Source organism: Cytobacillus sp. FSL K6-0265, assembly GCF_038003465.1.
GTDB classification, from domain to species: Bacteria; Bacillota; Bacilli; order Bacillales; family Cytobacillaceae; genus Cytobacillus; species Cytobacillus stercorigallinarum.
Genome location: NZ_JBBOPE010000001.1, coordinates 1,164,308 through 1,190,978, shown reverse-complemented (window position 1 = coordinate 1,190,978; position 26,671 = coordinate 1,164,308). Strand labels below are relative to the sequence as shown.

28 protein-coding genes are annotated in these 26,671 nt (G+C 35.9%); 11 read left to right on the top strand and 17 right to left on the bottom strand.

Features of this window, described 5'->3' with window-relative positions; translation table 11 throughout:
- The first annotated feature begins 49 nt into the window (after window positions 1-49).
- Window positions 50-211, top strand: a complete 162-nt coding sequence (locus MHH73_RS06090) for a hypothetical protein (protein WP_191815850.1) — start codon at window positions 50-52, stop codon at window positions 209-211.
- A gap of 57 nt (window positions 212-268) precedes the next feature.
- On the opposite strand, the gene hutH is transcribed toward MHH73_RS06090, so the two are convergent.
- A complete protein-coding gene (gene hutH, locus MHH73_RS06085; RefSeq protein ID WP_341065560.1) occupies window positions 269-1,756 on the bottom strand; it encodes a histidine ammonia-lyase in 1,488 nt (495 codons plus the stop codon).
- Window positions 1,757-2,062: 306 nt separating this feature from the next.
- Here hutH and MHH73_RS06080 point away from each other — a divergent pair, with 306 nt between their 5' ends.
- Together MHH73_RS06080 and MHH73_RS06075 are read left to right on the top strand one after the other, a co-directional pair.
- Window positions 2,063-4,156 (top strand): DNA topoisomerase III, encoded by a 2,094-nt coding sequence (locus tag MHH73_RS06080; protein ID WP_341065557.1) that lies wholly within the window; start codon window positions 2,063-2,065, stop codon window positions 4,154-4,156.
- Between the two features lie 199 nt (window positions 4,157-4,355).
- A complete protein-coding gene (locus MHH73_RS06075) occupies window positions 4,356-5,588 on the top strand; it encodes an aminopeptidase (RefSeq protein ID WP_191815826.1) in 1,233 nt (410 codons plus the stop codon).
- A gap of 287 nt (window positions 5,589-5,875) precedes the next feature.
- Here MHH73_RS06075 and MHH73_RS06070 read toward each other — a convergent pair whose 3' ends face one another.
- The gene (locus MHH73_RS06070) at window positions 5,876-6,955 is read right to left on the bottom strand and encodes a hypothetical protein (protein WP_341065554.1); all 1,080 of its coding nucleotides are present in this window, start codon (window positions 6,953-6,955) and stop codon (window positions 5,876-5,878) included.
- Window positions 6,956-7,234: 279 nt separating this feature from the next.
- Here MHH73_RS06070 and mscL point away from each other — a divergent pair, with 279 nt between their 5' ends.
- Entirely contained in the window at window positions 7,235-7,663 is a 429-nt protein-coding gene (gene mscL, locus MHH73_RS06065; RefSeq protein ID WP_191815822.1) for a large conductance mechanosensitive channel protein MscL, read from the top strand.
- A 281-nt stretch (window positions 7,664-7,944) separates the two neighbouring features.
- Here mscL and MHH73_RS06060 read toward each other — a convergent pair whose 3' ends face one another.
- Window positions 7,945-8,529: a hypothetical protein gene (locus tag MHH73_RS06060; RefSeq protein ID WP_341065553.1), complete on the bottom strand. Its 585-nt coding sequence runs from the start codon at window positions 8,527-8,529 to the stop codon at window positions 7,945-7,947.
- Between the two features lie 86 nt (window positions 8,530-8,615).
- On the opposite strand from MHH73_RS06060, the gene MHH73_RS06055 reads away from it, so the two are divergent.
- The 5 genes from MHH73_RS06055 (at window position 8,616) to tatC (ending at window position 12,829) form a co-directional block, all read left to right on the top strand.
- Window positions 8,616-9,251 (top strand): Bax inhibitor-1/YccA family protein, encoded by a 636-nt coding sequence (locus tag MHH73_RS06055; RefSeq protein WP_191815818.1) that lies wholly within the window; start codon window positions 8,616-8,618, stop codon window positions 9,249-9,251.
- Window positions 9,252-9,364: 113 nt separating this feature from the next.
- Window positions 9,365-10,114, top strand: coding sequence for a gluconate 2-dehydrogenase subunit 3 family protein (locus MHH73_RS06050; protein WP_191815816.1), 750 nt, complete (start codon window positions 9,365-9,367; stop codon window positions 10,112-10,114).
- Between the two features lie 24 nt (window positions 10,115-10,138).
- Window positions 10,139-11,848 (top strand): GMC family oxidoreductase, encoded by a 1,710-nt coding sequence (locus MHH73_RS06045; protein WP_191815814.1) that lies wholly within the window; start codon window positions 10,139-10,141, stop codon window positions 11,846-11,848.
- A gap of 25 nt (window positions 11,849-11,873) precedes the next feature.
- On the top strand, window positions 11,874-12,080 hold the full coding sequence (gene tatA / locus MHH73_RS06040) for a twin-arginine translocase TatA/TatE family subunit (protein ID WP_191815812.1): 207 nt from the start codon (window positions 11,874-11,876) through the stop codon (window positions 12,078-12,080).
- 23 nt (window positions 12,081-12,103) lie between these two features.
- A complete protein-coding gene (gene tatC, locus MHH73_RS06035) occupies window positions 12,104-12,829 on the top strand; it encodes a twin-arginine translocase subunit TatC (protein WP_191815810.1) in 726 nt (241 codons plus the stop codon).
- Window positions 12,830-12,944: 115 nt separating this feature from the next.
- Here the strand turns inward: tatC and MHH73_RS06030 are convergent, their stop codons facing one another.
- The gene (locus tag MHH73_RS06030; RefSeq protein ID WP_191815807.1) at window positions 12,945-13,229 is read right to left on the bottom strand and encodes a hypothetical protein; all 285 of its coding nucleotides are present in this window, start codon (window positions 13,227-13,229) and stop codon (window positions 12,945-12,947) included.
- Window positions 13,230-13,495: 266 nt separating this feature from the next.
- Window positions 13,496-15,016, bottom strand: coding sequence for a cardiolipin synthase (gene cls, locus MHH73_RS06025; RefSeq protein WP_341065543.1), 1,521 nt, complete (start codon window positions 15,014-15,016; stop codon window positions 13,496-13,498).
- Between the two features lie 105 nt (window positions 15,017-15,121).
- On the opposite strand from cls, the gene MHH73_RS06020 reads away from it, so the two are divergent.
- Window positions 15,122-15,622: a GNAT family N-acetyltransferase gene (locus MHH73_RS06020; RefSeq protein ID WP_191815803.1), complete on the top strand. Its 501-nt coding sequence runs from the start codon at window positions 15,122-15,124 to the stop codon at window positions 15,620-15,622.
- Between the two features lie 49 nt (window positions 15,623-15,671).
- Here MHH73_RS06020 and MHH73_RS06015 read toward each other — a convergent pair whose 3' ends face one another.
- The 3 genes from MHH73_RS06015 to MHH73_RS06005 form a co-directional block, all read right to left on the bottom strand.
- Window positions 15,672-16,004: an SCP2 sterol-binding domain-containing protein gene (locus tag MHH73_RS06015; protein WP_191815801.1), complete on the bottom strand. Its 333-nt coding sequence runs from the start codon at window positions 16,002-16,004 to the stop codon at window positions 15,672-15,674.
- Window positions 16,005-16,349: 345 nt separating this feature from the next.
- The gene (locus MHH73_RS06010; protein ID WP_191815799.1) at window positions 16,350-16,868 is read right to left on the bottom strand and encodes an acyl-CoA thioesterase; all 519 of its coding nucleotides are present in this window, start codon (window positions 16,866-16,868) and stop codon (window positions 16,350-16,352) included.
- A gap of 65 nt (window positions 16,869-16,933) precedes the next feature.
- A complete protein-coding gene (locus MHH73_RS06005; protein ID WP_191815797.1) occupies window positions 16,934-17,848 on the bottom strand; it encodes a magnesium transporter CorA family protein in 915 nt (304 codons plus the stop codon).
- Window positions 17,849-17,983: 135 nt separating this feature from the next.
- Between MHH73_RS06005 and MHH73_RS06000 the strand changes: the two genes are divergently transcribed.
- Complete coding sequence (locus tag MHH73_RS06000; RefSeq protein ID WP_191815795.1) at window positions 17,984-18,241, top strand: hypothetical protein; 258 nt, start codon at window positions 17,984-17,986, stop codon at window positions 18,239-18,241.
- A gap of 20 nt (window positions 18,242-18,261) precedes the next feature.
- On the opposite strand, the gene MHH73_RS05995 is transcribed toward MHH73_RS06000, so the two are convergent.
- The 9 genes from MHH73_RS05995 to MHH73_RS05955 all read right to left on the bottom strand — a co-directional run bounded on the left by MHH73_RS05995 (window position 18,262) and on the right by MHH73_RS05955 (window position 26,620).
- The gene (locus tag MHH73_RS05995) at window positions 18,262-18,777 is read right to left on the bottom strand and encodes an RNA polymerase sigma factor (protein ID WP_191815793.1); all 516 of its coding nucleotides are present in this window, start codon (window positions 18,775-18,777) and stop codon (window positions 18,262-18,264) included.
- Between the two features lie 98 nt (window positions 18,778-18,875).
- Window positions 18,876-20,201: an oligosaccharide flippase family protein gene (locus tag MHH73_RS05990; RefSeq protein ID WP_341065535.1), complete on the bottom strand. Its 1,326-nt coding sequence runs from the start codon at window positions 20,199-20,201 to the stop codon at window positions 18,876-18,878.
- Window positions 20,202-20,576: 375 nt separating this feature from the next.
- Complete coding sequence (gene abc-f, locus MHH73_RS05985; RefSeq protein ID WP_341065532.1) at window positions 20,577-22,463, bottom strand: ribosomal protection-like ABC-F family protein; 1,887 nt, start codon at window positions 22,461-22,463, stop codon at window positions 20,577-20,579.
- A gap of 204 nt (window positions 22,464-22,667) precedes the next feature.
- The gene (locus tag MHH73_RS05980; protein ID WP_341065530.1) at window positions 22,668-22,832 is read right to left on the bottom strand and encodes an RAxF-45 family protein; all 165 of its coding nucleotides are present in this window, start codon (window positions 22,830-22,832) and stop codon (window positions 22,668-22,670) included.
- A 275-nt stretch (window positions 22,833-23,107) separates the two neighbouring features.
- Window positions 23,108-23,743, bottom strand: a complete 636-nt coding sequence (locus tag MHH73_RS05975; RefSeq protein WP_191815784.1) for a response regulator transcription factor — start codon at window positions 23,741-23,743, stop codon at window positions 23,108-23,110.
- Window positions 23,740-24,783 (bottom strand): sensor histidine kinase, encoded by a 1,044-nt coding sequence (locus MHH73_RS05970; protein ID WP_191815781.1) that lies wholly within the window; start codon window positions 24,781-24,783, stop codon window positions 23,740-23,742. The genes MHH73_RS05975 and MHH73_RS05970 overlap by 4 nt, the downstream gene beginning before the upstream one ends.
- Entirely contained in the window at window positions 24,780-25,511 is a 732-nt protein-coding gene (liaF, locus tag MHH73_RS05965) for a cell wall-active antibiotics response protein LiaF (protein WP_191815779.1), read from the bottom strand. The genes MHH73_RS05970 and liaF overlap by 4 nt, the downstream gene beginning before the upstream one ends.
- Before the next feature lie 99 nt (window positions 25,512-25,610).
- The gene (locus MHH73_RS05960; RefSeq protein WP_341065522.1) at window positions 25,611-26,255 is read right to left on the bottom strand and encodes a PspA/IM30 family protein; all 645 of its coding nucleotides are present in this window, start codon (window positions 26,253-26,255) and stop codon (window positions 25,611-25,613) included.
- A 26-nt stretch (window positions 26,256-26,281) separates the two neighbouring features.
- Window positions 26,282-26,620 (bottom strand): lmo0954 family membrane protein, encoded by a 339-nt coding sequence (locus MHH73_RS05955; protein ID WP_191815775.1) that lies wholly within the window; start codon window positions 26,618-26,620, stop codon window positions 26,282-26,284.
- Window positions 26,621-26,671: the final 51 nt, after the last annotated feature.

The window sequence follows — 26,671 nt, the reverse complement described above, 5'->3', positions numbered from 1 at the left end:
TCCCTAGCGAATGAAGGGAAATATAAAATGGAAAGGAGCGATTCACTAAATGTCAAGAGGTAAACATTTTAACCATAAGAACAAACAGCATCCAGGGGCTTTTACTGAACAATATCAAAAAGAAAAATCAACTGAAGCGCAAGAAGACGAGGAGTTTTTAGTCGTTCAAGAAGCTTTTAAAAATCGCATTGAACAAAGAGAAAACCGTTAATATAGGCATGAGGCTGTAACCTTCAAACTGGCTTACAGCCTTTTTTATTGAACAACGTTAAGCATAAGCTTTATTTTTAAGCCACTCCGTGCACTTTTCGATATCGGTAGAAAAAATACGATCCTGTTTTATCGTTGGTACAATTGTTCGACCTTGTTCATATAGTGAGCGGGTATGATTAGCCATCTTATCTATTCCTTTAAATTCTACCGCTTGCATCGCACAAATCAATTCAATTGCAATCACTTTATTTACATTTTTTATGATTTGATAAGCATGCCTTGCAGCAATCGTTCCCATACTTACATGATCCTCTTGATTAGCTGAAGAAGGAATTGAATCAACACTAGCAGGATGAGCCAGTGTCTTGTTTTCGGACACGAGTGAAGCTGCACAATATTGCATAATCATAGCACCTGATTGCAACCCTGGTTCTGGGCTAAGAAAAGCGGGCAATTGATTGAGTTGTGGATTAACTAACCTTTCTATTCTTCTTTCAGATATATTCGCTAACTCTGCCACGGCAATTTTCAAAAAATCCATAGCTAACGCAATTGGTTGACCATGAAAGTTCCCGCCTGAAATTACCTTTTCTCCATCATTAAAGATTAAAGGATTATCTGTTGCAGCATTTATTTCAATTTCGAGCTTTTCTTTCACATAGTTAAGGGCTTGCCAAGTAGCGCCGTGAACTTGCGGTATACATCTTATAGAGTAGGCATCCTGGACTCTTATCTCTCCTTGAACAGTAGTTAACTTACTACCATTTAAGTATGACCTCATCCTTTTTGCTGTTGCGATTTGCTCAGGATAGCCACGGGCTTCATGCACTTTATGATCAAATGCATCGATAATTCCATTTAAAGCTTCTACCGAGATTGCCGCGACCTTTTCACTTTCATAAGCTAAGTTTTCCGCTTCAATATAGGCGATTACTCCTTGGGCGGTCATAGCTTGTGTCCCGTTAATTAGCGCTAGACCTTCTTTTGCTTCTAAAGTCAGCGGAGTGATATCACATGTCTGTAGCACTTCTGCACTCTTTCGTTTTTGTCCTTTGAAAAATACTTCACCTTCTCCAACTAGTGTTAATGCTAAATGGGATAGCGGAGCTAAATCACCACTTGCCCCTAAGGACCCTTGCTGAGGAACCACGGGATGAATACCACGGTTTAGATAAGTCACCAATCGATTGATTAATGATAGACGAACACCTGAATAGCCTTTTATGAGCGCATTTGCCCTTAACAATAACATTGCCCGAGAAACTTCCTCTGGGAATTCCTCACCCACGCCACAGGCATGAGAGCGTATTAAATGGATCTGCAACTCCTCTACATGTTTGCGATCAATATGGACATCACTAAACTTCCCGAAACCGGTCGTAATGCCATATACCGTTTTTCCTTCCGCAACCATTCTCTTTACAGCCATATGACTTCTTTCTATATTATCTATACTAATACGGGCTATCTTAACTTCTTCACCTTGAAAGACTACCGCCCTCACTTGCTCTATCGTAAGTTGTTCCCCTGTTAATTCAATCATCTTATTACCTCCTTATCACTGTAGCAAAATAAAGAAAAGACCCGAGTATCACTGAAATGATACTCGGGTCTTTATTGAAATGATTTCATTATTATTTACGCGCATGATACTTCACCTATTTAATCTGTCTTACATCTATATTATAAAGCAGTACTTATCATGTCAATTGATTTTTTACCATATTTTACCTAGTTACCATGTTATCAAGATAAAGCACTAGACCCCCATATAAATTCATTTCATTTTCCGCTATAATAATTACGACCCTTTAGTTTAGGAGATTGTTTTTTTAGGAAGGGAGCAATTATGAAATCATTAGTATTAGCCGAAAAACCAAGTGTCGGCAGAGAAATAGCCAGAGTATTAGGGTGTAATCAGTCACATAAAAACTATATTGAAGGTAAGCATTATATTGTTACTTGGGCGCTTGGCCATTTAATAGAACTCAAGATGCCCGAACATTACGATAGCAAATACAAACAATGGAAACTAGAAGACCTGCCTATTATTCCTGAAAAAATGGGCATTAAGGTAATGAAGCAAACAAGTCATCAATTTAAAACGGTCGAGCATCTTTCCAAGCGAAATGATGTAGGAGACTTTATTATCGCCACCGATGCTGGACGCGAAGGCGAGTTAGTTGCTAGATGGATTTTAGAGAAGATTAAATGGAAAAAGCCAATCCACCGCCTCTGGATCTCATCTGTCACTGATCGAGCAATACAACAAGGATTTAAGAACCTTAAACCGGGGAAAGACTTTTTAAATTTATATGATTCTGCTGTTTGCAGAGCTGAAGCCGATTGGCTCATTGGATTAAATATTTCACGTGCATTAACAACGAAATATCAAGAACCACTTTCTGCTGGTAGAGTCCAAACCCCCACGCTTTCTCTTATAATGGATCGCGAGAAACAAATCCAGAAATTCATCCCACAAGAATATTGGTTGATTCATGCAAAAGTGGGTGGATTACAAACAGAATGGGAAAACAATGGTGAGAAGCGAATCTTTAATAGTGATAAAGCAGAATCGATTAAGAAACAAACAGCAAAAGTCAAAGCAACAGTACAATCGATTACGCGTAAAGAAAGAAGTGAATCACAACCACTTCCATATGATTTAACTGAGCTACAACGTGATGCCAATAAAAAATTTGGCTTCTCAGCTAAAAAAACATCATCTGTGCTGCAAAAATTATACGAGCAACATAAAATCGTAACGTACCCACGGACAGACTCTCGTTATTTAACAAGCGATATGGAAAGTACAATGGTAGAAAGATTAGAGGCAATTGCAGGTGCTTATAGTACAGAAGTAAAACCTTTGCTAGCGAAAAAGGGTAAGGTACTAGCCAAAAAGGTATTTAATAATAGTAAAGTGACGGATCATCACGCCATCATACCAACAGAACAAAGAGTACATCTTAGTGATTTATCAACAGATGAGAAAAAATTATTTGATCTCATTACGAAGCGATTCCTTGCTTTATTTTATCCGCCATATCAATATGAGAGTGTACAATTTAAATTAGATATAGCTGGTGAGACGTTCGTAGCTAAAGAAACCCATATCATTGACTTAGGGTTTAAAACGCTTCATTCATCTACGAATGAACAAAGTTCAAAGACAGCGTTGAATCAATTACAACAAGGTAAACAACTGCAAGTTCATGCAGTTGAAATGGATAAAAAATTAACTGAACCCCCCGCTCGCTTAAGTGAAGCCGATTTATTACAAGGGATGGAGAAATTCGGTTTAGGCACACCTGCAACACGTGCCGAAATTATCGAAAGACTTATCTCCTCAGAAGTAGTGGAAAGACAAAACGGGCGCTTCCATTCCACTCAAAAAGGAAAGCAGTTAATGGAGCTTGTAAATGACGAATTAACATCTCCAGCATTAACAGCTAAATGGGAAAAAGAGCTTGAAGCAATCGCACATGGTAAAGCAAAGCGCGATGACTTTTTAAAGAAAATTAGACAACAAACGAAGCAAATTGTATCCGAAGTAAAGAAAAGTGATAAATCTTACCGCGCCCATAACTTAACCGGATCGAAATGTCCTGAATGTGGCTCCTTCTTGAAAGAACGGAATACGAAAGAGGGGAAAGTCCTCGTTTGTTCGAGTCTTGATTGTAATTTCAGGAAAAGAAAAGATCCGAAGCTATCTAATCGTCGTTGTCCTCAATGCCATAAGAAGATGGAAATTCACAACGGAAAAGCCGGCACCTACTTCCAATGTCGTAAATGTAATGTGGTTGAAAAAGCGACTGATAAGAAACAAAAAGTCAATAAACGGGAAGAAAGAAAGCTTGTTCAGAAATACTCTGCCAACAATGATCAATTCGGTACGAGCCTTGGTGATTTATTAAAACAAGCAATGGAAGATAAAGAATAACCACCACACTGTCAATTCAGTAAGCATCTTGCTGTTTTGGCAGTTTTTTTGTTTATATTGAACAACCTCTTGCTTATGTTTTAAACGCTTAAATCGTGCAGTTCTTCCCTCTATTTTGTCATGAAGATAAAAAGTTTCTTTTTTCCTATAGAAAAGTTACAATAAGTAAGAAGTTTTTGACAAAGGGAGTGTACATAGTATGAGTACTTTTGAAGAAAAGCTCGAGAAATATGCAGAATTAGCCGTTAAAGTGGGGGTCAATATTCAAAAAGGCCAATCATTAGTCATCAATACTTCTATTGATTCTGCCCAACTGGTTCGAAAAATTGTAAAAAATGCTTATGAAGCGGGTGCCGATCAAGTTATTGTGAACTGGAATGATGATATTGTTTCTCGTACTAAGTATGAATTAGCACCGATTGATTCCTTTAAAGAGTATCCGAAATGGCGTGCGCGTGAAACGGAGGAATTAGCAGAAAATGGGGCAGCTTTTATCGCGATTGTCTCTTCTAGCCCTGACTTGCTGAAAGGAATTGATCCTGAGAAAATCAGCACATTCCAAAAAGCATCAGGTCAAGCTTTAGCAAAATATCGTAAAGCTGTGCAAACAGATAAAGTAAGCTGGACAGTAATTTCCGCACCTTCTCAAGCTTGGGCCAATATGGTGTTCCCTGACGCAAAAGAAGAGGAACGCGTCAACTTACTATGGGATGCTATTTTTAAAGCAACACGAACTGATTTAGATGATCCGATCCAAGCATGGAAAGATCATGATCAAACATTGCATGAAAAAGTAGAATACTTAAACGCAAAACGTTATAAAAAATTACATTACACCGCACCAGGAACAGATTTGACCATTGAATTACCTGAAAAACATTTATGGGTTGGTGCTGGAAGCGTGAATGAAAACGGTCATGAATTCATGGCAAACATGCCAACAGAGGAAGTGTTCACAGTGCCACATAAATATGGTGTAAATGGCACTGTCCGAAGCACCAAGCCACTTAGTTATGGTGGTAACATTATTGACCGCTTCTCGATTACCTTTAAAGATGGAAGAATAGTTGATTGTAAAGCGGAGGAAGGCGAAGCTATACTAAAACAACTAGTTGAGACAGATGAAGGTTCTCATTATCTTGGTGAAGTTGCGCTTGTACCATTTCAATCACCGATTTCTCAGTCAAACCTGCTTTTCTATAATACATTATTTGATGAAAATGCATCGAATCACCTCGCTATCGGCAGCGCCTATGCCTTCTGTGTAGAAGGTGGCAAAAAAATGAATAGTGAAGAGCTAGAAACAAACGGATTAAACGAGAGTATCACCCATGTTGACTTTATGGTCGGATCCGCTGAAATGGATATTGACGGTATCCTTGAAAATGGTGTAACTGAGCCTGTATTCCGTAAAGGCGACTGGGCATTTTAATAATGAATTAACAATCGGACCCGAACGATATCGTTTGGGTCTACTTTCGTGAATTTTTTTGGGGCATTATCTTTTAGATTTTGATTACACGCTTTGCATTCTGGGTTTTTGCGAATCATACTTTATGGCTTTTCTTTCCTTCTGATGGGACACTGCTGTTTGTGATTCAGACTATGGTGAAGCGCTCATCACTCTTTGACCTTTTGGATTTAGGCAGCACAAATAGGCTGCTACTATCTTATTTTTAAAATTTTCACAGCCTACCTATTGATCGAAATATAGCGTTTTTACTGCTTGCTTAAAGAGAGTTGCTTAATATCCCCTGATTCATTCGAATAAGTTTTAATGACATATTTATCTGCAAGAAACTCAGAATAGATTACCCCGTTCTCCTCTTCTTGTCTAACTGGATTTCCTAATAACTTCTTGAGATCTTCTAATGAAGATTGTAATCTTTCCCCAGGGATGCCAACAGTAGATACAGCTCCATCTTCTCGGTTATAGAAATAGATTGTTTCTGGATACATTAAATACTGTTGTCCATGAAGGATTCCCTCTTGAATAAAATAAGGATTAGATTTTTTAATGTCTTCGATGTTCGTACCAATCGGATAAGGGCCACCCATAGGTATGCCCATTTTCGCTCTTTCAATCACTTCTTTAGTCAACTCAATATTTTCATAAGGATAAAACACTTCTTCTGTCTCGCTCCAAATATCTATCCAAGACAAATCTAATAATGTTTGATAAGCACCAGAATCTTCAGTTACTGTTGCTTCATCATGAAGTGAAAGGACTAATGGATCTGTTTGTAATTCCCAGCTGAGAAAAATTGACTCATTTTGATTAACCGGATAGGCTGATTGGAGGATATTTTGACTTAAGGATTTAAGTTTTCTATCTGTTAAGTTAAGCAATTCTCCCCCTTCAATCGGTACCTCTTTCAATATTCCTTGGTCGATTGAAATAACACGAAGTGACGAAACTTCCTCACTTTTTTCAAGTGATAATATAATAAGAGATTGTTTATTTGTATTCAGTGAATAGATATTATTTTTATTGAATTTTTCATAGGAAAGCTCTTGGCTATATGCCATTTTACCATTCTCTTCCGCAACAAAAAATGAATATTGACTACTATCATTTTGATTTGAGGAAATATATACTTCATAGCTTTTTTCCCCATCCATCATTGTTGTTTCGTAAATTGCATTTTCTTTAAGCACTGCCACCTGTTGTTTTTCTACTTCATCCACTTCATGAGCAACAGTTGAACTTGGCTCCATTTCTTGTTTATTCACCTTTGACTCATTCATGCAACCAGACATGAGGGTAGTTAACATTAATATATATAAATATTTCTTCATTTAAATCTCCCTATCAACAAAAATCACTTGGCTCTTGCCAAGTGCTTATATTCTAAGTAAAGTCATTTTTTATAAAAGACTAGTCGTCAATTTTATTTAAGCTATCATAAAGTTCATTATTGACATTCTAAATTGTAACAAATCTGAAACAATACTACAAACAGAATAAATAATCGTAAAGTAAACTTAATGTCCTGATTTCTCCCGTTTACTATGTTTAAATATTTATATACAATGTTTCTTAACGAATTCAACATAAGATTTGGAGGGATTTTTGCTATGTTACAAGAATTTAAGAAATTTGCTATGAAAGGAAATGTGTTAGATCTAGCAATCGGGGTCATCATAGGGACTGCTTTTGGAAAAATCGTTACTTCTCTAGTGAACGATCTAATTATGCCAATCCTTGGAATCTTTATCGGTGGAGTTGATTTCACAAATCTCTCCTATTCCCCTCCATTTGGGGAATCCGTTATCCTATATGGACAATTTATTCAAACCGTTTTCGACTTTTTAATTGTCGCTTTTTCCATTTTCCTTTTTGTCCAATTTATGAATAAAAGAATTCGGAAGAAAGAAGAAGAGGAAACTACACCTGAACCGCCAGAAAAAGATGCAAAAGAAGAATTACTAATCGAAATTCGTGACTTGTTGCAAAAACAACAGCAGAATTCACTTGATATAACCAAAAGAAATCATGAGTCCTAAATAAAAACTAGAATGTATTTATATGAGTGGGCATAAAGACATGCCCGAGACCCACAAGGTAAATCGATTCAATATGGTGGCAACAATAATCAGATTAAACAACATATGATCATAACCGTAGCAACCACGGCAAAACTTGTAATAACGGTCAAATCGATATCGCTTTACTTCCATTCGTTTCAGGTGAATAATAGGTAAATCTAAAACACAGTGAGCTTTTGCTGCTGTGTTTTTTGTGTTTTTAGTTGAGTTTGAATCATGGGTGAAACCGAAACGAGGCATTAATACTGCCATGAGACAAAAATTTGATTTGTTTTAAGCTGAAATGAGTCATTAATACCGCCATGGACAAAAGTTTGATTCGTTTCAAACTGAAACGAGGCATTAATACCGCCATGGACAAAAGTTTGATTCAATTCAAGCTGAAACGAGGCATTAATACCCTCATGGACAAATATTTGATTCGATTCAAGCTGAAACGAGGCATTAATACCCCCATAGACAAATATTTGATTCGATTCAAGTAGAAACGAGGCATTAATACCCCCATAGACAAATATTTGATTCGTTTCAAACTGAAACGAGGCATTAATACCGCCATGGACAAAAGTTTGATTCAATTCAAGCTGAAACGAGGCATTAATACCCTCATGGACAAATATTTGATTCGATTCAAGCTGAAACGAGGCATTAATACCCCCATAGACAAATATTTGATTCGATTCAAGTAGAAACGAGGCATTAATACCCCCATAGACAAATATTTGATTCGTTTCAAACTGAAACGAGGCATTAATACCGCCAGAGACAAATATTTGATTCGTTTCAAGCTGAAACGGGTCAATAAAATTACCTAAGGCAAACAATATGATAAGATTAGAGCAAAAACTGAAACAAGTTTAAAAAGATAACCAATCAGACACAGTCAGCCCATATAGAAAGAAGTGATCCTATGCTATCATCTATTCAAAAACAATATTTCCGTCGTGTTATTTTTATTTTTATGGTCTCTCTTGCTATTGCTACTATTGGGGTCTTCCTTGGTACAGTTGTTCCAAGCCAGTATTTTCTCCCAATCAAAATTATTGAAGTAATTATGTTAATCATTGCTTTTTTTCTCAGACGAAAAAAGGGCATTTCTTACTTTTTCTTATTCTTATTTACTTTCATATCTGGTTTGTCTATTTATCCAATTATACATCAATATGTGTCTTCAATTGGTATGCAAACCATACTAATGACGCTCATAGCAACAACCATCATTTTTATTTTCATTGCCAGTTATGCCACTATTACAAAGAAGGATTTTAGTTTTTTAGGCGGTATATTATCAGTGGCATTACTTGCCTTTATTATCATAGCCATCCTACGAATCTTTTGGCCATTAGATGACACTTCATTACTCATTTATTCTTTTATAGGTGTCCTTATATTCAGTGGCTATATTCTATATGATTTTAATCGTTTAAAAAAATATGGTATCAAAAAAAGCCAAATCCCTACTTATACTTTAAATTTGTATTTAGATTTTATTAATCTCTTCCTTAACTTACTTAGATTAATTGGTTTACTGAAAGATAGAAAATAACAAACCACAATGACAGATTACTTTCTGTCATTTTTTTATATCCAAAAATGAATAAATCTGGATAATTGGAACACTTTATAAACATAATACGAAAAAAAGGAGGTTTTTTACGAATGGCTGAACAACACTCTGAAAAGAAAATGTCAAGAAGGCGCTTTATTAGAAATTCTGGATACGTAGCAGGTGGACTTGTCGGTGGAGGAATTATCGGTGGGCTCATTGGGGCCAATATGAATGATGAGCAAGAAAGTACAAATACCCAAGGGGAACATCAAGGAACCAGCTATCTACAAGCACCTCTTTATTTTACAAACCCTGAAATGTTTGCCGTTCTAGTGGCTGCTTCTGAAAGAATTTTCCCAAGCGATGATAACGGTCCAGGTGCTGATGAATTGGGCGTTGCCTATTATATTGATCACTCGCTCGCTGGTTCTTGGGGGAACAACGCTCGTGAATATATGCAGGGACCTTTCTTTCCAGGATCTAATTTCCAAGGTTATCAATCCCCTCTTAAGAGGCATGAAGTGTTCGATACCGGGATAAAGGCACTGCAAAAAGTAGCCAATGAAAAACACGAGAAGAATTTCCCTGACTTAGAAGGAGAAGAACAAGATGCTATCTTAACTTCCTTCCAAAATGATGAAGTTGAGCTCAAAGGAGTAACATCCAAAACTTTCTTTAATATTCTTCGAGCAGCAACGATTGAAGGCGTATATGCTGACCCTGCTTATGGTGGAAATATCAATATGGAAGGCTGGAAAATGAAAAACTATCCAGGCCATCAAATGAGTTATTACGACAAAATTGAATCAGAAGAATTTATGGAAATTAAACCACAAGCCCTACATTCTTATACAAAATAAGTGGATGAAACAGGAGGATATACAATGGCTGAAAAATTACCTAAAACCGATGTCGTCATCGTCGGTATGGGCTGGGCTGGTAGCATTATTGCTGCCGAGCTTGGTAAGGAAGGATTAAAGGTTGTTGGATTAGAACGAGGTAAAGAAAGAGGCTTGAAAGATTATTATGTCGTACACGATGAGCTTCGTTATGCTATTCGTTATGAATTAATGCAAGATTTATCAAAAGAAAGTTTGACTTTCCGTAATAATCAAAAGGAAAGAGCCCTTCCGATGCGTCAACTTGGTTCTTTCCTATTAGGTGAAGGCTCTGGTGGTTCTGGTGTTCACTGGAACGGCCAATCCTTCCGCTTTTTGCCCTATGATTTTGAAATACGATCAAAAACAATTGAAAAATACGGTGAAAGTAAAATCAAAGGATTACAAATTCAGGATTGGGGCATTACATACGACGAATTAGAACCATACTTTGATAAATATGAGAAAGTCGCTGGGATTAGTGGTGAAGAAGCTCACTTTGGACCGGAACGTTCCAATCCATATCCGACACCACCGATGAAAGAGACACCATTAACCAAACGCTTTAAAGATGCAACAACTTCATTAGGTATGCATCCGTATCATATGCCTTCAGCTAATTTAAGTGAACCATATGAGAACATGTACGGTGCGAAAATTGCTAACTGTCAATATTGTGCATTTTGTGAACGCTTTGGTTGTGAATACGGTGCAAAGGCAGATCCAACTGTTGCTGTCATTCCTTTTGCTAAGGAAACAGGCAATGTAGATATACGTAATTTTGCTAATGTAACTGAAATCATCCATGAAGGTGGAAAAGCAACCGGTGTGAAATTCGTAGATGTATTAACGAAAGAAGAATTCATTCAACCGGCTGATACAGTTGTGCTTACGAGCTATGTCATGAATAATACGAAACTACTTCTACATTCAAAAATAGGCAAAGCCTATAACCCTGAAAACGGGTCTGGTGTGATTGGCAAAAACTATTGTTATCAAATTCTCCCTGGTTCTACAGGCTTTTTTGAAGAAGAACGCTTTAACACTTTTATGGGGGCAGGAGCACTAGGTGCAACAATTGATGATTATAATGGGGATAACTTTGATCACTCGGATTTAAACTTTATCCATGGCGGCTCTATCTCCATTAATCAATCAGGTAACCGACCGATTGGCTCAAATACCGTTCCATCTGGTACACCAAATTGGGGAGCTGAATTTAAGGCACAATCAATTAAATATTTTACAAGATCACTCAATATTGGAACTCAAGGTGCTTCTATGCCTGTACAGCATAATTTTATGGATCTTGATCCGACGTATAAAGATGCTTATGGTCTACCATTGCTTCGCCTAACTTACGACTTTACCAAACAAGATCGAGAGCTTTATAACTATATCGGCAAAATTGCAGATCAAATTATGCTTGAGATGGGCGCAGATAAAGTAAACGAACGTTCGAATCTTGAAAGTTATGATATTGTGCCATATCAAACAACTCATAATACTGGTGGTGTCATTATGGGGGCTGAACCAGAAACATCTGCTGTTAATAATTATCTGCAAATGTGGGATGCTGAGAATGTATTTGTAGTAGGTGCATCTGCCTTTGCACATAATGGGGGCTATAATCCAACAGCAACAGTTGGTGCACTCGCATTCAGAGCGGCAGAAGGCATCCTCAAATATAGCAAAGAAGGTGGCATGCTCGCCTAACTAGTAGGAAAGGGGTTGAATTGCAATGGGGTTAACAAATATCGGTATACCAGGTTTAATCATTATCCTTGTCATCACCTTAATTATCTTTGGACCTAAAAAACTACCTGAAATTGGCTCAGCTTTCGGAAAGACATTAGCTGAATTTAAAAAATCGACAAAAGAAATTATGGACGATAGTGAGAAGGAAACATTAACAGTAGCTGCAAAAAATGAAGAGGAATCTAAATAACATCTGAGATGGAGGCTTGAAAAATGGAGAATAATGACCAAACACTAGTAGAGCATTTAACTGATTTAAGAAAAGTGCTCATTCGATCGATTGTCTTCTTTGCCTTTTGTTTTATCCTTTGCTTAGTGTTTATTAACCACCTTATTCCCATTCTAGCTAATGATTATGATCTCGTCATGCTAGGGCCATTAGATGTAATTAGACTTTACACAGGGATTGCCGGTAGCATTAGCCTCGGTATTTCCCTTCCCTTCATTGCTTTTCAAGCATGGCTATTTATTAGACCTGCTTTAAATGATAAAGAAGCAAAAATCTCAATAATGTTCATTCCAGGAATTATTTGTAGCTTTGCCATTGGCTTATCATTTGGCTTATTCGTTGTATTCCCAACCATTTATGGCTTTCTCATGCATCTTGGCGAAAGTAATTTTTCTATGATGATTACTGCTCGGGAATATTTCTCATTTTTATTGATTTCTACTATTCCGTTCGGGTTTCTGTTTGAAGTTCCTTTATTATTAGTCTTTCTCACGAATATCGGAGTCGTATCCCCTGAAATGCTAAAGTCTGTTAGAAAATATGCCTATGTGGTGCTCGCTATCGTTTCTGCACTCATTACGCCACCAGACTTTTTCTCACAAATACTCGTACTCTTTCCTTTAATTGGACTATACGAACTCGGACTATTTCTGTCAAAAATCAGCTATAGAAAACGATTGGTCATGGAAGCAGAGTTGAATAAAGGGTAATTTATTGATCGTTATAAACGATGGCATTTCTTATGGGCAACTTTAAAATAGGTGTAAGAAGCAATACAATCTCTTATAGTGACAAGGAAAAGGATAATGAGGTATTTAGTTTTAGTCATTTTTTAATTAAATTGCGATATTGCTCGATAAAATGCTTAGGTACATCTCTCATATAAAAAGGATATACACCACGATTCGTATGTAAATACAATGTACCTAGCTTTTTTTTCGATTCTCTAAATGAAATATCAAAAACGGCATGAATGTCAATTTCGTCTTCACTCCATTTAATTTTCTTATCGAAAAGTTTGATTTCACTTTCTATTTCCTCATACTTCTGGACATTCCAATCAATTTTGCGCACAACTTTTATATAAGTAAGACTAGCAATAAGTTCCAATGGCGAACCCCCAATATTTAATATCTTCATTCTATTGGATTGTTAGCGAAAACGACAATCATTTGCTTAAAAGTAAAGAAACCATTTGAGAAAACTTTAGCATTATTGATGCGGTTAGACAAATTTCTATTCCCCTATTTAACATCTTAAATATTACTAACAGTTCAGAAAAAAACGAAGAAAGAATGGATGCTTTTTGCCTTTAAGAACCAGCTTCCGATTCTTTCATACGGTTACGAACAGTTCAAAACCATATTGCGAATTCTTTAAAGTACACCAGAGAATAACCTCGCAAATGACTCTTTTGTTCTTTCAATTAAGCCTCTTTTATAAAACTGTACCGGACTTATTTTAAAACTATCTTTCATATCATCTTCATAATGAGCAACTAAATCTCTTATAGAACTTGTCCCATATAGAAAAACATTCACCTCGAAGTTCAAATGAAAACTTCTCATATCCATATTAGCAGTCCCAATACTGGCTAAATTCCCATCAATAATAATTATTTTTTGATGAAGGAAGCCTTTTTTATATGAATAGATCTCTACTCCATAGCGAAGAAGTTCAGAAAAATAAGAACGGCTAGCATATTGCGTGAAAAAACTATCATTCGTTTCCGGAACGAGAATTCTTACTTCAATCCCTTTTGCCGCAGCCACTCTTAAAGCCGTCCGAATGGATTCATCTGGTACAAAGTAAGGGGTAGCAATCCATACAGAATAATCAGCAGACGAAATCATCGAATAATAAAAATCCCCCATAATTCCCTGTTGTGTATCTGGTCCACTAGCAACGACTTGAAGCGCCCCGTCCACCACATCATCTTTCTTATGTACAGGTTTCCTATCATTACGATATTTGTCCAACACTTCTTCGTCAGCAACGTATTCCCAATCTAATAAAAATATCGTGTGCAGTATATAGACAGCTTCACCTTTTAATAAAAGATGAGTATCTCGCCAAAACCCAATTTGCTTATCTTCTCCCAAATATTCATTTCCAACATTCAATCCGCCTGTAAAGCCGATCTCTCCATCAATGATGATAATCTTACGGTGATTTCTAAAATTAAATTTCTGGTTAAAAAAACCATACTTCAAAGGTGAGAATGGTTTGACTCGGATGCCCGCATCCAACATCTGATTGATATCTTCCGTATGAAGCGTTAAGCTCCCTGCTGCATCGTAAATAAATAACACTTCTACCCCTTGCTTGGCTTTATCCATTAATATCTTCATTATTTCTTTTCCTAAGCGATCAGAACGAAAGATGTAATATTCCATATGAATGAATTTTTTTGCCTGTAACAACCTTCTCTTAATTTCAAAAAAGGTTGCATCACCATTTTTTAATATGGTTGCTTTAGATTTCGTACTAATCGGAGTTAATGATGTATGATTTGCAAATTCCGCAAACCGAAGCTGGCCATCTTGAAGGAATGATATATCTTGTTCCTCTTCCCTATGCATTAAGCGTTTCCATTCATCTCTATCTCTGCTACGCTTACTTTTGAATAAATACCCTTTCATATATAATTGCCCTGAAAATAAATAAAACAAATAACCAAACACCGGAAAGAATACGATTACATACATCCATAATAATGTATGCTGTGGGGTTCGATCTTCCAGCATAATGGAATAACATATGAGTAATATTGCCAAGCTATAAAATACAAGGCATATGATCGTAGTTAATATACTTGTTGCCAGAAAAAGACCGATATATAATGTAACCATCAGAATAAATACGAATAAAAATTCTACTCTTCTTCTCCCTTTCATTACCATGCCCCATCCCGTAAGTTGCTGTTATTATTAGTACCCTAATTTTCATTGAAAGAAACGAGCTCATTTCATTATTTTTTTATAAACGTTAAGGAGAAAAAAATGAAAATCATCCCTTTACATAAAGAACATGCCGAAAGTTTCAAACAAATACGCCTAATTGGACTTAAACAACATCCAGAAAGTTTTGCATCTAGTTTTGAAGAAGAAGCAGAGCAGTCGATACAAGATATCGAAAAGAAATTGCTCTCTAGCCAAGCAATCACTTACGGTGCTTTTCATGAAGGAAGGTTGGGCGGCATCATCACTTTGTTATTTGAAAGTAAATTAAAAATGCACCATAAAGCATATATCGTTGGTTTATTTGTACAAGAGGAATTTAGAGGACTCGGAATGGCGAAGCAGTTAATGAACACAGTCATTGATAATGCACGGGTAGTTGAGACTGTTGAGCAATTACATTTAACTGTCATGGCTGATAATCAACCTGCACTAAAACTATACAAAAAACTAGGGTTCCGCTCATATGCTCATGAACCACGTGCTTTAAAAGTGGCAGGACATTATTATGATGAGATTCATATGGTCTTACCATTAAAATGAGTTTGAGGCAGGAGTTTACATAAAACGCCCTGCCTCAGCACAATACCAATTATAAAGATTGATATTTTTTTAATATTTCCTGAAGCTTCAATGCTAACCCAACATTACCTTCAACCTTTAAACCACCTGTCATAAACGCTACGGTTGTGTTTAAATCACCTTTTAATAAACTAGAAAAGTGGCTATCACTCATTCTTAATTTAACCGCAGGATCGTCAGCTTCCCCTTCAATTACACTTACCTTTCCATCGCATAACACAATTTGTATAGAGCCACTTTCTTTTAAATCCAGTTGAAATACTCTATCTTTTTCATTTGCAATATACTCTGGTTGATTATTCATTTTATCCGTCATTTCTTCAAGTTCAAGTAATACCGACATGTCATGTTAAGCCTCCTCTTATTAATAACACACTTTAAGATGTTGCAAGGACATTGAAATGTAAACATAATAAATATGAATAATTTCGTTACTTTAAAAAACTCAATTTCCAAAGACTTTCAACAATGTAATCACAGAGTAGCAATAAAGTATAGCCATAAAATGGCCTCGTATTATTTCATTCATCGCAGTAACTTTATTTATATTCTATGCGGTAAATACATCTTCCTGCCTAAATGAATAATTATTCATTTCCCCTCTATACGAGAAGGTTCTTTTTAAATAAAAATAACTCGCCAATTGGCAAGCTATTTTTATAACCCATGTTTACATGTAAGAAGTAACCTATTCTCTCCAAGGGAGTTCTGTGCCAAAGCTCTGTGCCCTTTTTTCGCTATCCTTCCTTCTGCGCTTCCTATGTTCTGCCCTCTCTTTTCCACTTTCATATAAGCTCATTTCTTCATCAGTCACTGGTACAATTTTAGGAATCGGCGCTGGTTTCCCATCTTCACCAAGCGCTACCATTGTAAGAAAAGATAGGGCACATATATTTCTATCGCCTGTTAAAAGGTCCTCCGAGATAACCTTTACAAATATCTCCATAGAAGACCTGCCTGTATATGTAACAAATGCTTCTAAACAAACCGCATTACCCGCGTAAATGGGATGTAAGAAATCAACGGAATCAGTTGACGCTGTTACAACCGCTTTTCTTGAATGCCTCATAGCAGCAATCCCGGCAATATCATCTATATAAGCCATTAACTTCCCACCAAACAACGTTCCATGTCCATTTGTATCTGGTGGTTGAACAATACTTGTTTTAACAACATATGATTCTTTACAAAATTTTGATTCACTCACACTATTTTCTCCCTTCATAAAAGTATCAATAGATACCTCTATATACATCATACCTTATATTTCCGTTACTTAAAGAATGAATTCTTCTTTCTTGATCTAAGTGTATCACCTGTCCAGCCCCTTTTAACCAATAATAAATAGACAGCTACAGTAGATAGAATAATAATGATTAATGCACCTGTGTATCCCCATTTCTCATCTAATTCCGGCATAAATTTAAAATTCATACCCCAGAGTGCTCCCCATGCACTAATTGGTGTAAATAAAGTCGTAATAACGGTTAAAGTTTTTATGACTTCATTTCCACGATGAGAGGATACCATTTCTTCAAAATGGACAAGGTGATCAATTTCTTCAATATACTCTCTTGTTAACATACTTCCTCTCTCTAATCTTTTTCTCATATTTTTAAAATGTTTTGTCTCAACTATATCGCTTGAAAACGTCTCTTCTAATCCTAACGATAATTCTGTTATTGGAATCATAAAATTTTTCCAAACTAATACTTCATGTCTTAACTGAAAAATCTCTTCCAAACGAGCGATGCTGTTTTTTTGTTTAATTTCCCAAAGCACTTTGTTTAACTTCAACTCGAAATCATCAATTCTTTTAATGCTATTTTTTAAGATTTCCGCTAACAGAATAGAAAAAACAGCTACTGCATTTTCCGCTTCTTTCATATCATTTATATGGCTTTCTTGTTCAAATTCACTCGTTATTAATAAATGCTCTGTTAGGAAATAATGGAGAAGCTTATATTCACTTTGTTGATTAAGCTTCTGTTCGTAGATGAGCGATCCACAAATGAAGGCTTTCCCTTCCGTTGACTGTAAATGGAGATGATTAGATTCTTGAGAAGAAATATTCTTAACCCATAATTCAATCTCTTCTTTATAATATAAGGGAAATTCCTGATAGTTGTTTGCTTCCGGCTTAAAATCATTAAACCATTGCCAATTATTAAGCTCTTTTATCTTCATTCCTTCTCACCCTCCTACTTTAACATTCCCTGAAAATGAATATAACAAAACCATATGTTTACTTTTAAAAGAAACGGGTATTTATCATACATGCAAGAAATAAATTTTCAAAATAAACACGAAGGAGGAGTTAATATGAAATCTCGTCCAAAGAACTTTATTCTAGCAGGAGTCGGCGTAACAAGTTTACTATTACTTGCTAAGAAAGAAAATCGTGAAAAGCTACAGACATTTACGCATAAAATGAAAAGTTATCTACCTACTAATGAAGAGAATCAATATGATTTAAAAGCAGGCCATCCTGACCCACAAGATACTCGCGATAATGAAATGGTCAGTGAAGGTGCCATGACTTCGGTTAATTATTATAATAATCAACAAGAAGAAAAATAACCTAGGGATTTCTCCTTAGGTTATTTTTCTTCTACCATCATTGGAAGAAGCTTAGCTTTCCCTCTCCTCAACCTTGTCTTTATCGTAGAGAGGGGTAGCTTTGTTTCTTCACTTATTTCTTTTAATGACATCTGTTCGAAATAATAAAGATATAGTGGCTGTTTATATTTTTCAGGTAGACAAAAGATAATCTTTTCTACTTCTTCTCGATTACTTTTTTTAACAAACAATTCATCTGCCCCTGGGGACTTGGCTTCTTCATATAAAGCTGGCAGCTTCTCTTCTAAAAATTGTCGTTCACTTTGTTGTTTTCTCCATTGATCCCTACATTTGTTTAATGCAATTTTATATAACCAATTTTTAATATTCGTTTCCTCTTTTAAAGAAGGAAAAGCTAAATAAGCTGAAATTAAGGCTTCCTGTAGTAAATCCTCTGCTCTTTGGGGATGTTTAATTAAAGAATAAATGTATCTGTATAATGATTGAGCATACTCGCTCACATAATTTTCGAATGTATAATTAATTGTTGCTTCCATACTTCATCTGGGTCTATTACCCTTTCCTCCTTTATTTCTTTTCTCACCCTAATAGACGAAGAATCGGCCTGCTTCCCCTACAGCTTTTTTTATTTTTTTTAAGAAAAACTTGTTTGTTTTGTAAGAAACCAAGTGACACCAATCTTCTTACATATCGTCATATAATGCATGAACATTAATAAAATGGCTCCCATATTTATCCCTAAAATTACGCCATGCATTTGCAGACTTTCCATTGATCCAAATACATACATCCCAACAAAAGATATAAGTGTGGACCACACAGCATGATAAAAGGCATCTTTCATAAGCCCCAAACCGATAAGAAATGCTTGCATAGGGAAAATAAAAAAGTGTAACAAAAAGAATGGCCATAGTAATTGCACGTAAATACTTGCTGCTGTTGAATGGAAAAATGTACTTGTTAAAGGTTCGGCAAAGAAATAAAAAATGGTAACAGATGGAACACCATACAAGAAGGTGATAAAAAATACTTGTTGAAGCAACCGCCGTAAGTAATTAAGCTTCTCTTCAGCATATGCTCTTGAAACAGTCGGAATGAGCATAACCATAAAGGAATGGGCAATAAAAGCAGGAAACATTCCTATCGTCATCGCTACACCAGCAACCATCCCAAAATGTTCTGTGGCAATATCCGTACTTATTCCTGACTTTAGCAGTGCCGCTTTTATTAAAAATGGCTGTATAGCATGGGTTAAAGCATGAAATATTCGTAAACCTGTTGTAGGGATAGACACCCCCATCAAGTTTTTCCAAACACTCATTCCAGACATCGGCTCAAACGGCAATTTCTTCATCCTTTGATATTGGATGACAAATAAATGAATGAAGTAAGCAAAAATCGCAATTTCACTGCCAACAAATGTACAAATTGCTATAAAAACTGCCGTTTCCGTTTCAAAGCGAAATAAATGAAAAAGTAGAACAAGCAATGAAAGCTGGATGAATTTTCTCAAAAAATTAGCAGAAGCAATCTTCCCCATTTGTTCGTTGCCCATAAAATAACCTCTAGCAATAGAAGAAAATGAAATGATCGGTATGAGAATAATAGCCATCCATCTTAAAAGTGGATGATAATCATCAAAAACAGTGATAAATGGAAGAATCGCTGATGCTAACGGGATTAATATAAGTGAAAAGATAACCGTCATTCTAATCACGTGATTGAGCATACTATAATGATATTTTCTATCCTTTTCCGCAATAAATTTAGAGATAGAAACAGGCATTTCAAAGCTCGCTAATAACACAATCAAAAAAATGGTTGGTAGAATAGACATATATAGCCCTAAACCATGTTCACCCAATTGCCTTGCAAGCACCATATTAATCAGAAATTCAATACATTCACCCGCAAAAGCCGCAAGAATTAATAAGAGCAATCCCTTGAAGAACTTGTTCATTTCGCCTCTCCTTTTTGTCCCCACAAATAAATAATCTCTTACTATCCTATGAGACAACCCTAACAATTATTAACCTAGTTGAATATTTGTTTATTGATCACTTCACCTATTTGTATATTGCCTAACGTAAAAGGGCCTATGTAGGGGACAAATAATATAGATAAAGTCGGTACACTACAGAGGATCACGGGATTAGTAGGAAATCGCGGAATTTTTATTTTTGCGGAGCCTTTCATATACCAAGGTTTTGTAACATGTAGAAGGGTTGCCCAAAAGTCGAAGAAGTGACTTTTTGAACAACCCTTTTAGATGTAATATTCTGTTTGCTAATATAGCCTAATTGCTAACCATGTATTTTTGCAATCTGCTTTTTATCTATTCTTCCAATAAAGAGACTGACCACTCCTTATATAAGTGATCTAGTTCCATTTGACATTGTTCCTTCTCGTATTGCAAATCTTGGAGGATGCTTAAGGCTTCCCCGTCCATCATCTTTCTTTCTATGATTTGTAATCTTTCTTCTAACTTTTCCATTTCCTCTTCTATACCTTTTGGTTGATGATTATTTTGCTTTATTGTACTTTCCCTTTCATCCTTTTTTATCGCTTTCTTACTTGGAAGTGCCACCTGTTGCATTTGGTTGCTCCACTTTTCCCATGCATATGCGAATGATCCATTAAAATAGGAGAGCTTTCTTTGATTCAATATATACGTTTGGTTAAATAATTGTTCGATAAAATATCGATCATGAGAAACAGCTAAGATGGTTCCTTGAAATTCCTGTAGTGTCTGTTCAAGCACTTCTCTCGATTCAATATCTAAATGGTTTGTCGGTTCATCAAGAATAAGAAAATTCACATTTTGATACATAAGTTGTGCTAAACGTAGTCGCATGCGCTCACCACCGCTTAACTGTTTCACTTTTTTATGAACGGCATAACCATAGAAAAGAAAATTTGCTAGAATCCCTCTCGCTTCTCCCTCCGCTACGGCATGTATGTCCCTGAACATTTGTAGTACGGTTTTTTCTTGGTTTTCGCTCTCTGTAAATACTTGTTGAGCTAAGTAACCGATATGACAATTACTGCCCACTTGCAATTTTCCTTCATCTGGAAGCAAACGTTGTAAAATTAATTTTATCAAAGTAGTTTTACCACTTCCGTTTTCTCCAACAAGCACTGCACGATCCTGAAATCGTAAATGCATGTCAATACTTTCTAATACCATCTTCCCACTAAAAGATTTAGTCATATTTTCAATAACTAACGTGTCTTTCCCACTTCTTTCTTCTGCTGCCAAATTCAAATGTATTTTGCGATGAAAAACTGGTTTTTTTACCTTTTCCATCCGATTTAGTGCCTTTTCCATACTACTTGCTTTTTTATGAAGGCCGGCATTAGGTGGGTTGGCTTGATTCGCCCACTCTCTTAACCTTTTTATCGATTCTTTCATCTTTTTTATTTTCTTCTGTTGATCTTCATACTTTTGAAATTCCTGTAATAGCCGCCTTTCTTTTTCTTTTACATAATCAGTATAATTGGTATGATAGTTCGTTAACTCTTCATCTTCTAAATCCATAATCATCGAAACGGTTTGATCGAGAAAGTACCGATCATGTGAGACCATAACAATCGTTCCTTCATAGTCTTTAATAAAGCTTGTTAACCAATCAACAGCTTGAAGATCAAGATGATTTGTCGGTTCATCCAATAATAATAGATCTGGTTTCTTAAGTAGCTCTTTTGCTAAGCAAACTTTTGTTTTCTCTCCACCACTCAGCATTTGGAACTTTTTCTCCATTAATGTTTCTATACCAAGTCCATTAATGACTGTTTTTATTTTCCCTTCTATTTCATAACCATCGTTATTCATAAAATAATCTTGTAATTTTCCATATTCATTAAGTAGTTGTTCTACCCCATTCGATGTTTGTGATTGAGCTAATTTTTGTTCCATATCTGTTAGTTTTCTTTTCATATCAAGTAAATGAGAAAAAGCTTCCTCCACTACATCCAAAGCAATAACCGATTCATTATATTCTGGTATTTGATGTAAATAGCCAATCACAATATGTTTACGCCAATGTATTTGACCTTGGTCAGGTTGTTCTACCCCAGCCATGATTTTTAATAATGTAGACTTTCCACTACCATTTCTTCCTACAATACCTACTCGCGAGTGGTTACGTATGTCAAAACTAATATTAGTGAAAACTGTATCACCACCGTACAATTTCGTTATATTTTGTCCGCTCGTTATCATTTCATTTTCCTCCATATAAGAATAGCTCCATTCGTCACTTGTCAGCAGATCAAAGCAATTTTTTACCGACCACCGCTAGCAACATGAGCTAGACAGAAATTTGATTAGATGATAAAAAGGGCCACAGAGAATAAACTTCTCCTGTGACCCTTTCTCATTTAAATGTAAATACTCACCTGTATCCATACAAGAAAATATTCATTATTATGCTCTTTGTTGGGTGTGAAGAGATGTTTGACTGCTTATTTTGGCTATGCAATTGTTAAAAAAGGACAGACGTATCCCGTTAAAAGTCATTGCGCCAAAAATTGCACAGAAAACAGTTAAATGTTCAAGCCATTTTCCACGCGTTACAACAGTTCCACTCATCTCTTCTACACCTCCTTTTCCAATCAATTACTATTAGTTTAAATGAAATATTCTAAAATAACAATCATTTTTAAAACTATTATTAGATTTTCTTATGGGTATCATTTCTGTGCTGTGGGAAAACACATTAGCTGATAATAACCCGTCTGGGGGATTTATTTGAAGTTAATATGAAGGCATGATCTACATTTACTCATTTAGAAAATCAGTTCACTGGTAAATATATCAGGTTAAGGACAAAAAAAAGAGAGCTTCATCACAAAGCTCTCCTCAAACTATTCTTTTACTATATGATTCTTAAATGCATAGATGACGGCTTGGGTACGATCTTGGACATCCAATTTACTTAAAATATTACTTACATGTGTTTTGACGGTTTTTAAAGCAATGTATAATTCATCAGCGATTTCTTGGTTAGTTTTTCCTTGCGTCATATGAAGTAGAATTTCCATTTCTCGACTGGTTAATTCTTCGTGGAGAGGTTGTTCTTTATTCCCTCTCATCTTTAACATCATTTTTCCAGTGACCTCAGGTTCTAAAACAGATTCTCCTTGATGTGTTCTGCGAATCGCGTGTGCAATTTCACTTGCTTTTGATGTTTTTAACATATAGCTCGTAGCTCCCGCTTCAAGTGCTGGATACACTTTTTCATCATCTAAGAAGCTCGTTACAATTATTATTTTTGCTTCTGGCCATTTCTCGATAATATGCTTTGTCGCTTCAATCCCGTCCATTTCTTTCATCACTAGATCCATTAGAATAATATCTGGTCGTAATTCCATCGCCAGCTCTATCGCTTGTTTGCCGTTATCCGCCTCACCGATTACTTCAATATCAGGTTGAGCGGATAAATAAGCGGTCACACCAATCCGCACCATTTCATGGTCATCTACAAATAATACGCGTATCATTTTTCTTCGCCCCCTCCACCTTCAATAATTGGTACTTTTACTTCTAACCTTGTTCCCTTATTAGGAAGACTGATCATTTTTAATGTGCCACCAATCTCTAGCGCTCTTTCATACATATTTTGAATACCGTATGAACCCGCTTTTGCCTTGTCTACATTAAAACCGATACCATCATCAATAATACGTAGAATGGCAAACCCATCACGTTGAATAAGTAATACATCTAATGTATCTGCTTTCGCATGACGCAAAGTATTGGAAACCGATTCTTGTAAAATGCGAAAAAGATGATCCTCAATACCTTTATCTAAATAAAAGTCCTCTGCTCTCCATTTGATATTCATTGTGACTTTTTGTTTTAACTCAAGCAGCAGTTCCTCGATTCCTTCCGTTAACTTTTTTCCTTTTAAGGCAACAGGGCGAAGATGAAGCAATAAAGCACGCATTTCTAGCTGGGATTGATGGATCATCCCTTCTACTAACTGCAATTGCTTGAGATCATTGGCCGATTTTTCCTCCGTTTGTTCCATAATCGCTGACATTAACATAGAGGCAGCAAATAACTGTTGACTTACTGAATCATGTAATTCTCTTGCCAAACGATTTCTTTCTTCATAAATAATTTCTTGCATGCGATTATCAATATCTATCGCTTTTTCATTTGCAAGCCGTTGCGTATACTTTGCCTGTTCTGATATTTGCTTCTGTATTTTAATTATTCTTTGATATATGTTTTGCACATCGGCACTTACTTCTTCATGATTAACCGTGAGTACTCTGCCTTCTTCTACCTCATGAAGCCAGCCTTCCATTTCTTTCAGTTGCTTCTGCCATCTATAACCAGATAATAGCCCATAAAAAACACCTAATAAGATGCTTATCATTGGGGCAAACAATGCAAAGGGAATATCTACTACTTTAAAATGCCAGAAATCAATCAGGCGAATAGGGAAAACAAAATAAAACGACAGCATCATGCTAATAAGTAATAGTAGTGAAAGAAGCACCCCATATAAGATCTGACGTTGAGCCATATTCATGAGCGCTTCACCTCTAAATCACCCACAATTAAAGAGGTGACGATTTTCACCTTTTGTTCAGTTTGGTTATAATTTTCCGTCTCAAAAATATAATTGCGGTTAAAAGCTCTTTTTTCTACCAAATCGAAAATCTGACTAGAGCCAACAATAACAGAATGATTGATTGACACCTCAACATCATAAGGAATATATATGCGTACATTTCCAATAAGGTTTTTGATAAAGATAATATTCTCTTGATTAGGTAATACCGTATAGCTCAAATCAATTTCAGTATCCCCTAAGCCACATTGGATATTTATATCTCCCCATTCATATACTTCTTCAGAAGTATTTTGGTGCCCATTGATTTTATTCGTTAATAAATTCTTCTTCTGAACTACAGCCTCTTTTCGCTCATCTGTTTTCCGCTGTTCTGCTCTCGGCTGAACTTTCTTTGGTTTTTTTTTCGTTAAGTAAAATTGATAACCAAAATGAACAATAAGTGCAAGAATTAACAACCTGAATGCCATCATATTAAATATTGTAATCGCAAAAAGTAAAATTCCTAGCCAAAAAAGGACCTTTCCCCTTGTCTTCGGCATCCATTTACGACCAATATAGATCATACCAATTTCAATGATAATTGAGAAGATCAGCCCATGATTAAAAAAGAAAATTTCTAAAATAATCATTGCTAAGGCAATGAATATCCACATTTTATAGTCCTCATTCCATTTTTCAAACATGTGACATCCCTCCTAATCATGTTGTTTAAAAAGGCGCAAGTCGGCCTTACGCCTTTCAATGCTTGTTTCTCGGTCAATTATCTCTAGCATACCATGTTTTTATGACTGCAAGGAATCATCCTTTTTCATTTTCAATTCTAAATCAGCAATTTTTTTATCAATATGATTATGGAAGTATTGGTTTTGTACTTTTTGTTCTAACTCTGAAATATATTTCTCCATATCATTAAACTTATCATAAGCTGTTTGGTAAGATTGTTCCTCGCCCAATACTTTATTCATTTTTACTTGTGCACGGGTTACATTTTCTCTGCCCATTAATTGCATGCGGCGAATTTGCATATCCTTTAGTTTATGCTTCATTTCTTCATACTGTCTTTCTAACTTTCCAAGCTCCTCTGAAGCTTCTGCCACCATCGTTTGTAATTTTTCTGCCCTTTCAGAAAAGTACTGTGATTCCGTCTTCGCAAATGTCGCTAGCTCCTCTTCACCTGCACGTTCTGCAACTTCCGCTTGTCCTTTTCTTTTAGTTGCCATATCCATGGCATGGGCAAGTTCTTTACGGAATTCTTCTCTCAGTTTATATTGTCTTTCGATATACTTTTTCACTTTTTCTGTTTCTTGTTCACTTTGCCTCAAATACTGGTTTAATAGCGCAATAGGATTTTTACTTTCCTTTTTGTCGAGCACCTCATTGATATCTGTTACAATCGTGTTTTTGATTCTTGTTAATAGATTTACCATATTGTCTCCTCCTATTGTTTCCATGATTATTTATGAAGATCGGACCATTGCTTCTCAAAGTTCACAAATGGATCATCACTTTGTCTTGTTTTTGGCTGTTCTTTATTCCAATTTTTATAAATCAGGTAAATGACGTAAAGAGCTAGGACAGCTAAAATTGCCGGGATATTACTAATAGAGAACAATAGTAATACGACACCTACAGTACCCCACGCTACTTTTTCCCAACCATCTGATTTGATAAATTGTTTAAATACTAAATAAAGTAATGCAGCTGTAATCGCTAATCCGATAAGTGAACCTAAATTTGCCAGTACCACAATTGCTGCAATTCCACCTGCTATGATTAAAAGAAAATTTTTCATTTCTCTGCCTCCTTTCACTATTTATCTTACCTATTTTTAAAATTGTACATA

What these genes read in the sequence shown, in the direction of transcription:
- MHH73_RS06090 (WP_191815850.1), top strand. Translation starts at nt 50, where the DNA reads ATGTCAAGAGGTAAACATTTTAACCATAAGAACAAACAGCATCCAGGG.
- hutH (WP_341065560.1), bottom strand. Translation starts at nt 1,756, where the DNA reads ATGATTGAATTAACAGGGGAACAACTTACGATAGAGCAAGTGAGGGCG.
- MHH73_RS06080 (WP_341065557.1), top strand. Translation starts at nt 2,063, where the DNA reads ATGAAATCATTAGTATTAGCCGAAAAACCAAGTGTCGGCAGAGAAATA.
- MHH73_RS06075 (WP_191815826.1), top strand. Translation starts at nt 4,356, where the DNA reads ATGAGTACTTTTGAAGAAAAGCTCGAGAAATATGCAGAATTAGCCGTT.
- MHH73_RS06070 (WP_341065554.1), bottom strand. Translation starts at nt 6,955, where the DNA reads ATGAAGAAATATTTATATATATTAATGTTAACTACCCTCATGTCTGGT.
- mscL (WP_191815822.1), top strand. Translation starts at nt 7,235, where the DNA reads ATGTTACAAGAATTTAAGAAATTTGCTATGAAAGGAAATGTGTTAGAT.
- MHH73_RS06055 (WP_191815818.1), top strand. Translation starts at nt 8,616, where the DNA reads ATGCTATCATCTATTCAAAAACAATATTTCCGTCGTGTTATTTTTATT.
- MHH73_RS06050 (WP_191815816.1), top strand. Translation starts at nt 9,365, where the DNA reads ATGGCTGAACAACACTCTGAAAAGAAAATGTCAAGAAGGCGCTTTATT.
- MHH73_RS06045 (WP_191815814.1), top strand. Translation starts at nt 10,139, where the DNA reads ATGGCTGAAAAATTACCTAAAACCGATGTCGTCATCGTCGGTATGGGC.
- tatA (WP_191815812.1), top strand. Translation starts at nt 11,874, where the DNA reads ATGGGGTTAACAAATATCGGTATACCAGGTTTAATCATTATCCTTGTC.
- tatC (WP_191815810.1), top strand. Translation starts at nt 12,104, where the DNA reads ATGGAGAATAATGACCAAACACTAGTAGAGCATTTAACTGATTTAAGA.
- cls (WP_341065543.1), bottom strand. Translation starts at nt 15,016, where the DNA reads ATGAAAGGGAGAAGAAGAGTAGAATTTTTATTCGTATTTATTCTGATG.
- MHH73_RS06020 (WP_191815803.1), top strand. Translation starts at nt 15,122, where the DNA reads ATGAAAATCATCCCTTTACATAAAGAACATGCCGAAAGTTTCAAACAA.
- MHH73_RS06015 (WP_191815801.1), bottom strand. Translation starts at nt 16,004, where the DNA reads ATGTCGGTATTACTTGAACTTGAAGAAATGACGGATAAAATGAATAAT.
- MHH73_RS06005 (WP_191815797.1), bottom strand. Translation starts at nt 17,848, where the DNA reads ATGAAGATAAAAGAGCTTAATAATTGGCAATGGTTTAATGATTTTAAG.
- MHH73_RS06000 (WP_191815795.1), top strand. Translation starts at nt 17,984, where the DNA reads ATGAAATCTCGTCCAAAGAACTTTATTCTAGCAGGAGTCGGCGTAACA.
- MHH73_RS05995 (WP_191815793.1), bottom strand. Translation starts at nt 18,777, where the DNA reads ATGGAAGCAACAATTAATTATACATTCGAAAATTATGTGAGCGAGTAT.
- MHH73_RS05990 (WP_341065535.1), bottom strand. Translation starts at nt 20,201, where the DNA reads ATGAACAAGTTCTTCAAGGGATTGCTCTTATTAATTCTTGCGGCTTTT.
- abc-f (WP_341065532.1), bottom strand. Translation starts at nt 22,463, where the DNA reads ATGATAACGAGCGGACAAAATATAACGAAATTGTACGGTGGTGATACA.
- MHH73_RS05980 (WP_341065530.1), bottom strand. Translation starts at nt 22,832, where the DNA reads ATGAGTGGAACTGTTGTAACGCGTGGAAAATGGCTTGAACATTTAACT.
- MHH73_RS05975 (WP_191815784.1), bottom strand. Translation starts at nt 23,743, where the DNA reads ATGATACGCGTATTATTTGTAGATGACCATGAAATGGTGCGGATTGGT.
- MHH73_RS05970 (WP_191815781.1), bottom strand. Translation starts at nt 24,783, where the DNA reads ATGAATATGGCTCAACGTCAGATCTTATATGGGGTGCTTCTTTCACTA.
- liaF (WP_191815779.1), bottom strand. Translation starts at nt 25,511, where the DNA reads ATGTTTGAAAAATGGAATGAGGACTATAAAATGTGGATATTCATTGCC.
- MHH73_RS05960 (WP_341065522.1), bottom strand. Translation starts at nt 26,255, where the DNA reads ATGGTAAATCTATTAACAAGAATCAAAAACACGATTGTAACAGATATC.
- MHH73_RS05955 (WP_191815775.1), bottom strand. Translation starts at nt 26,620, where the DNA reads ATGAAAAATTTTCTTTTAATCATAGCAGGTGGAATTGCAGCAATTGTG.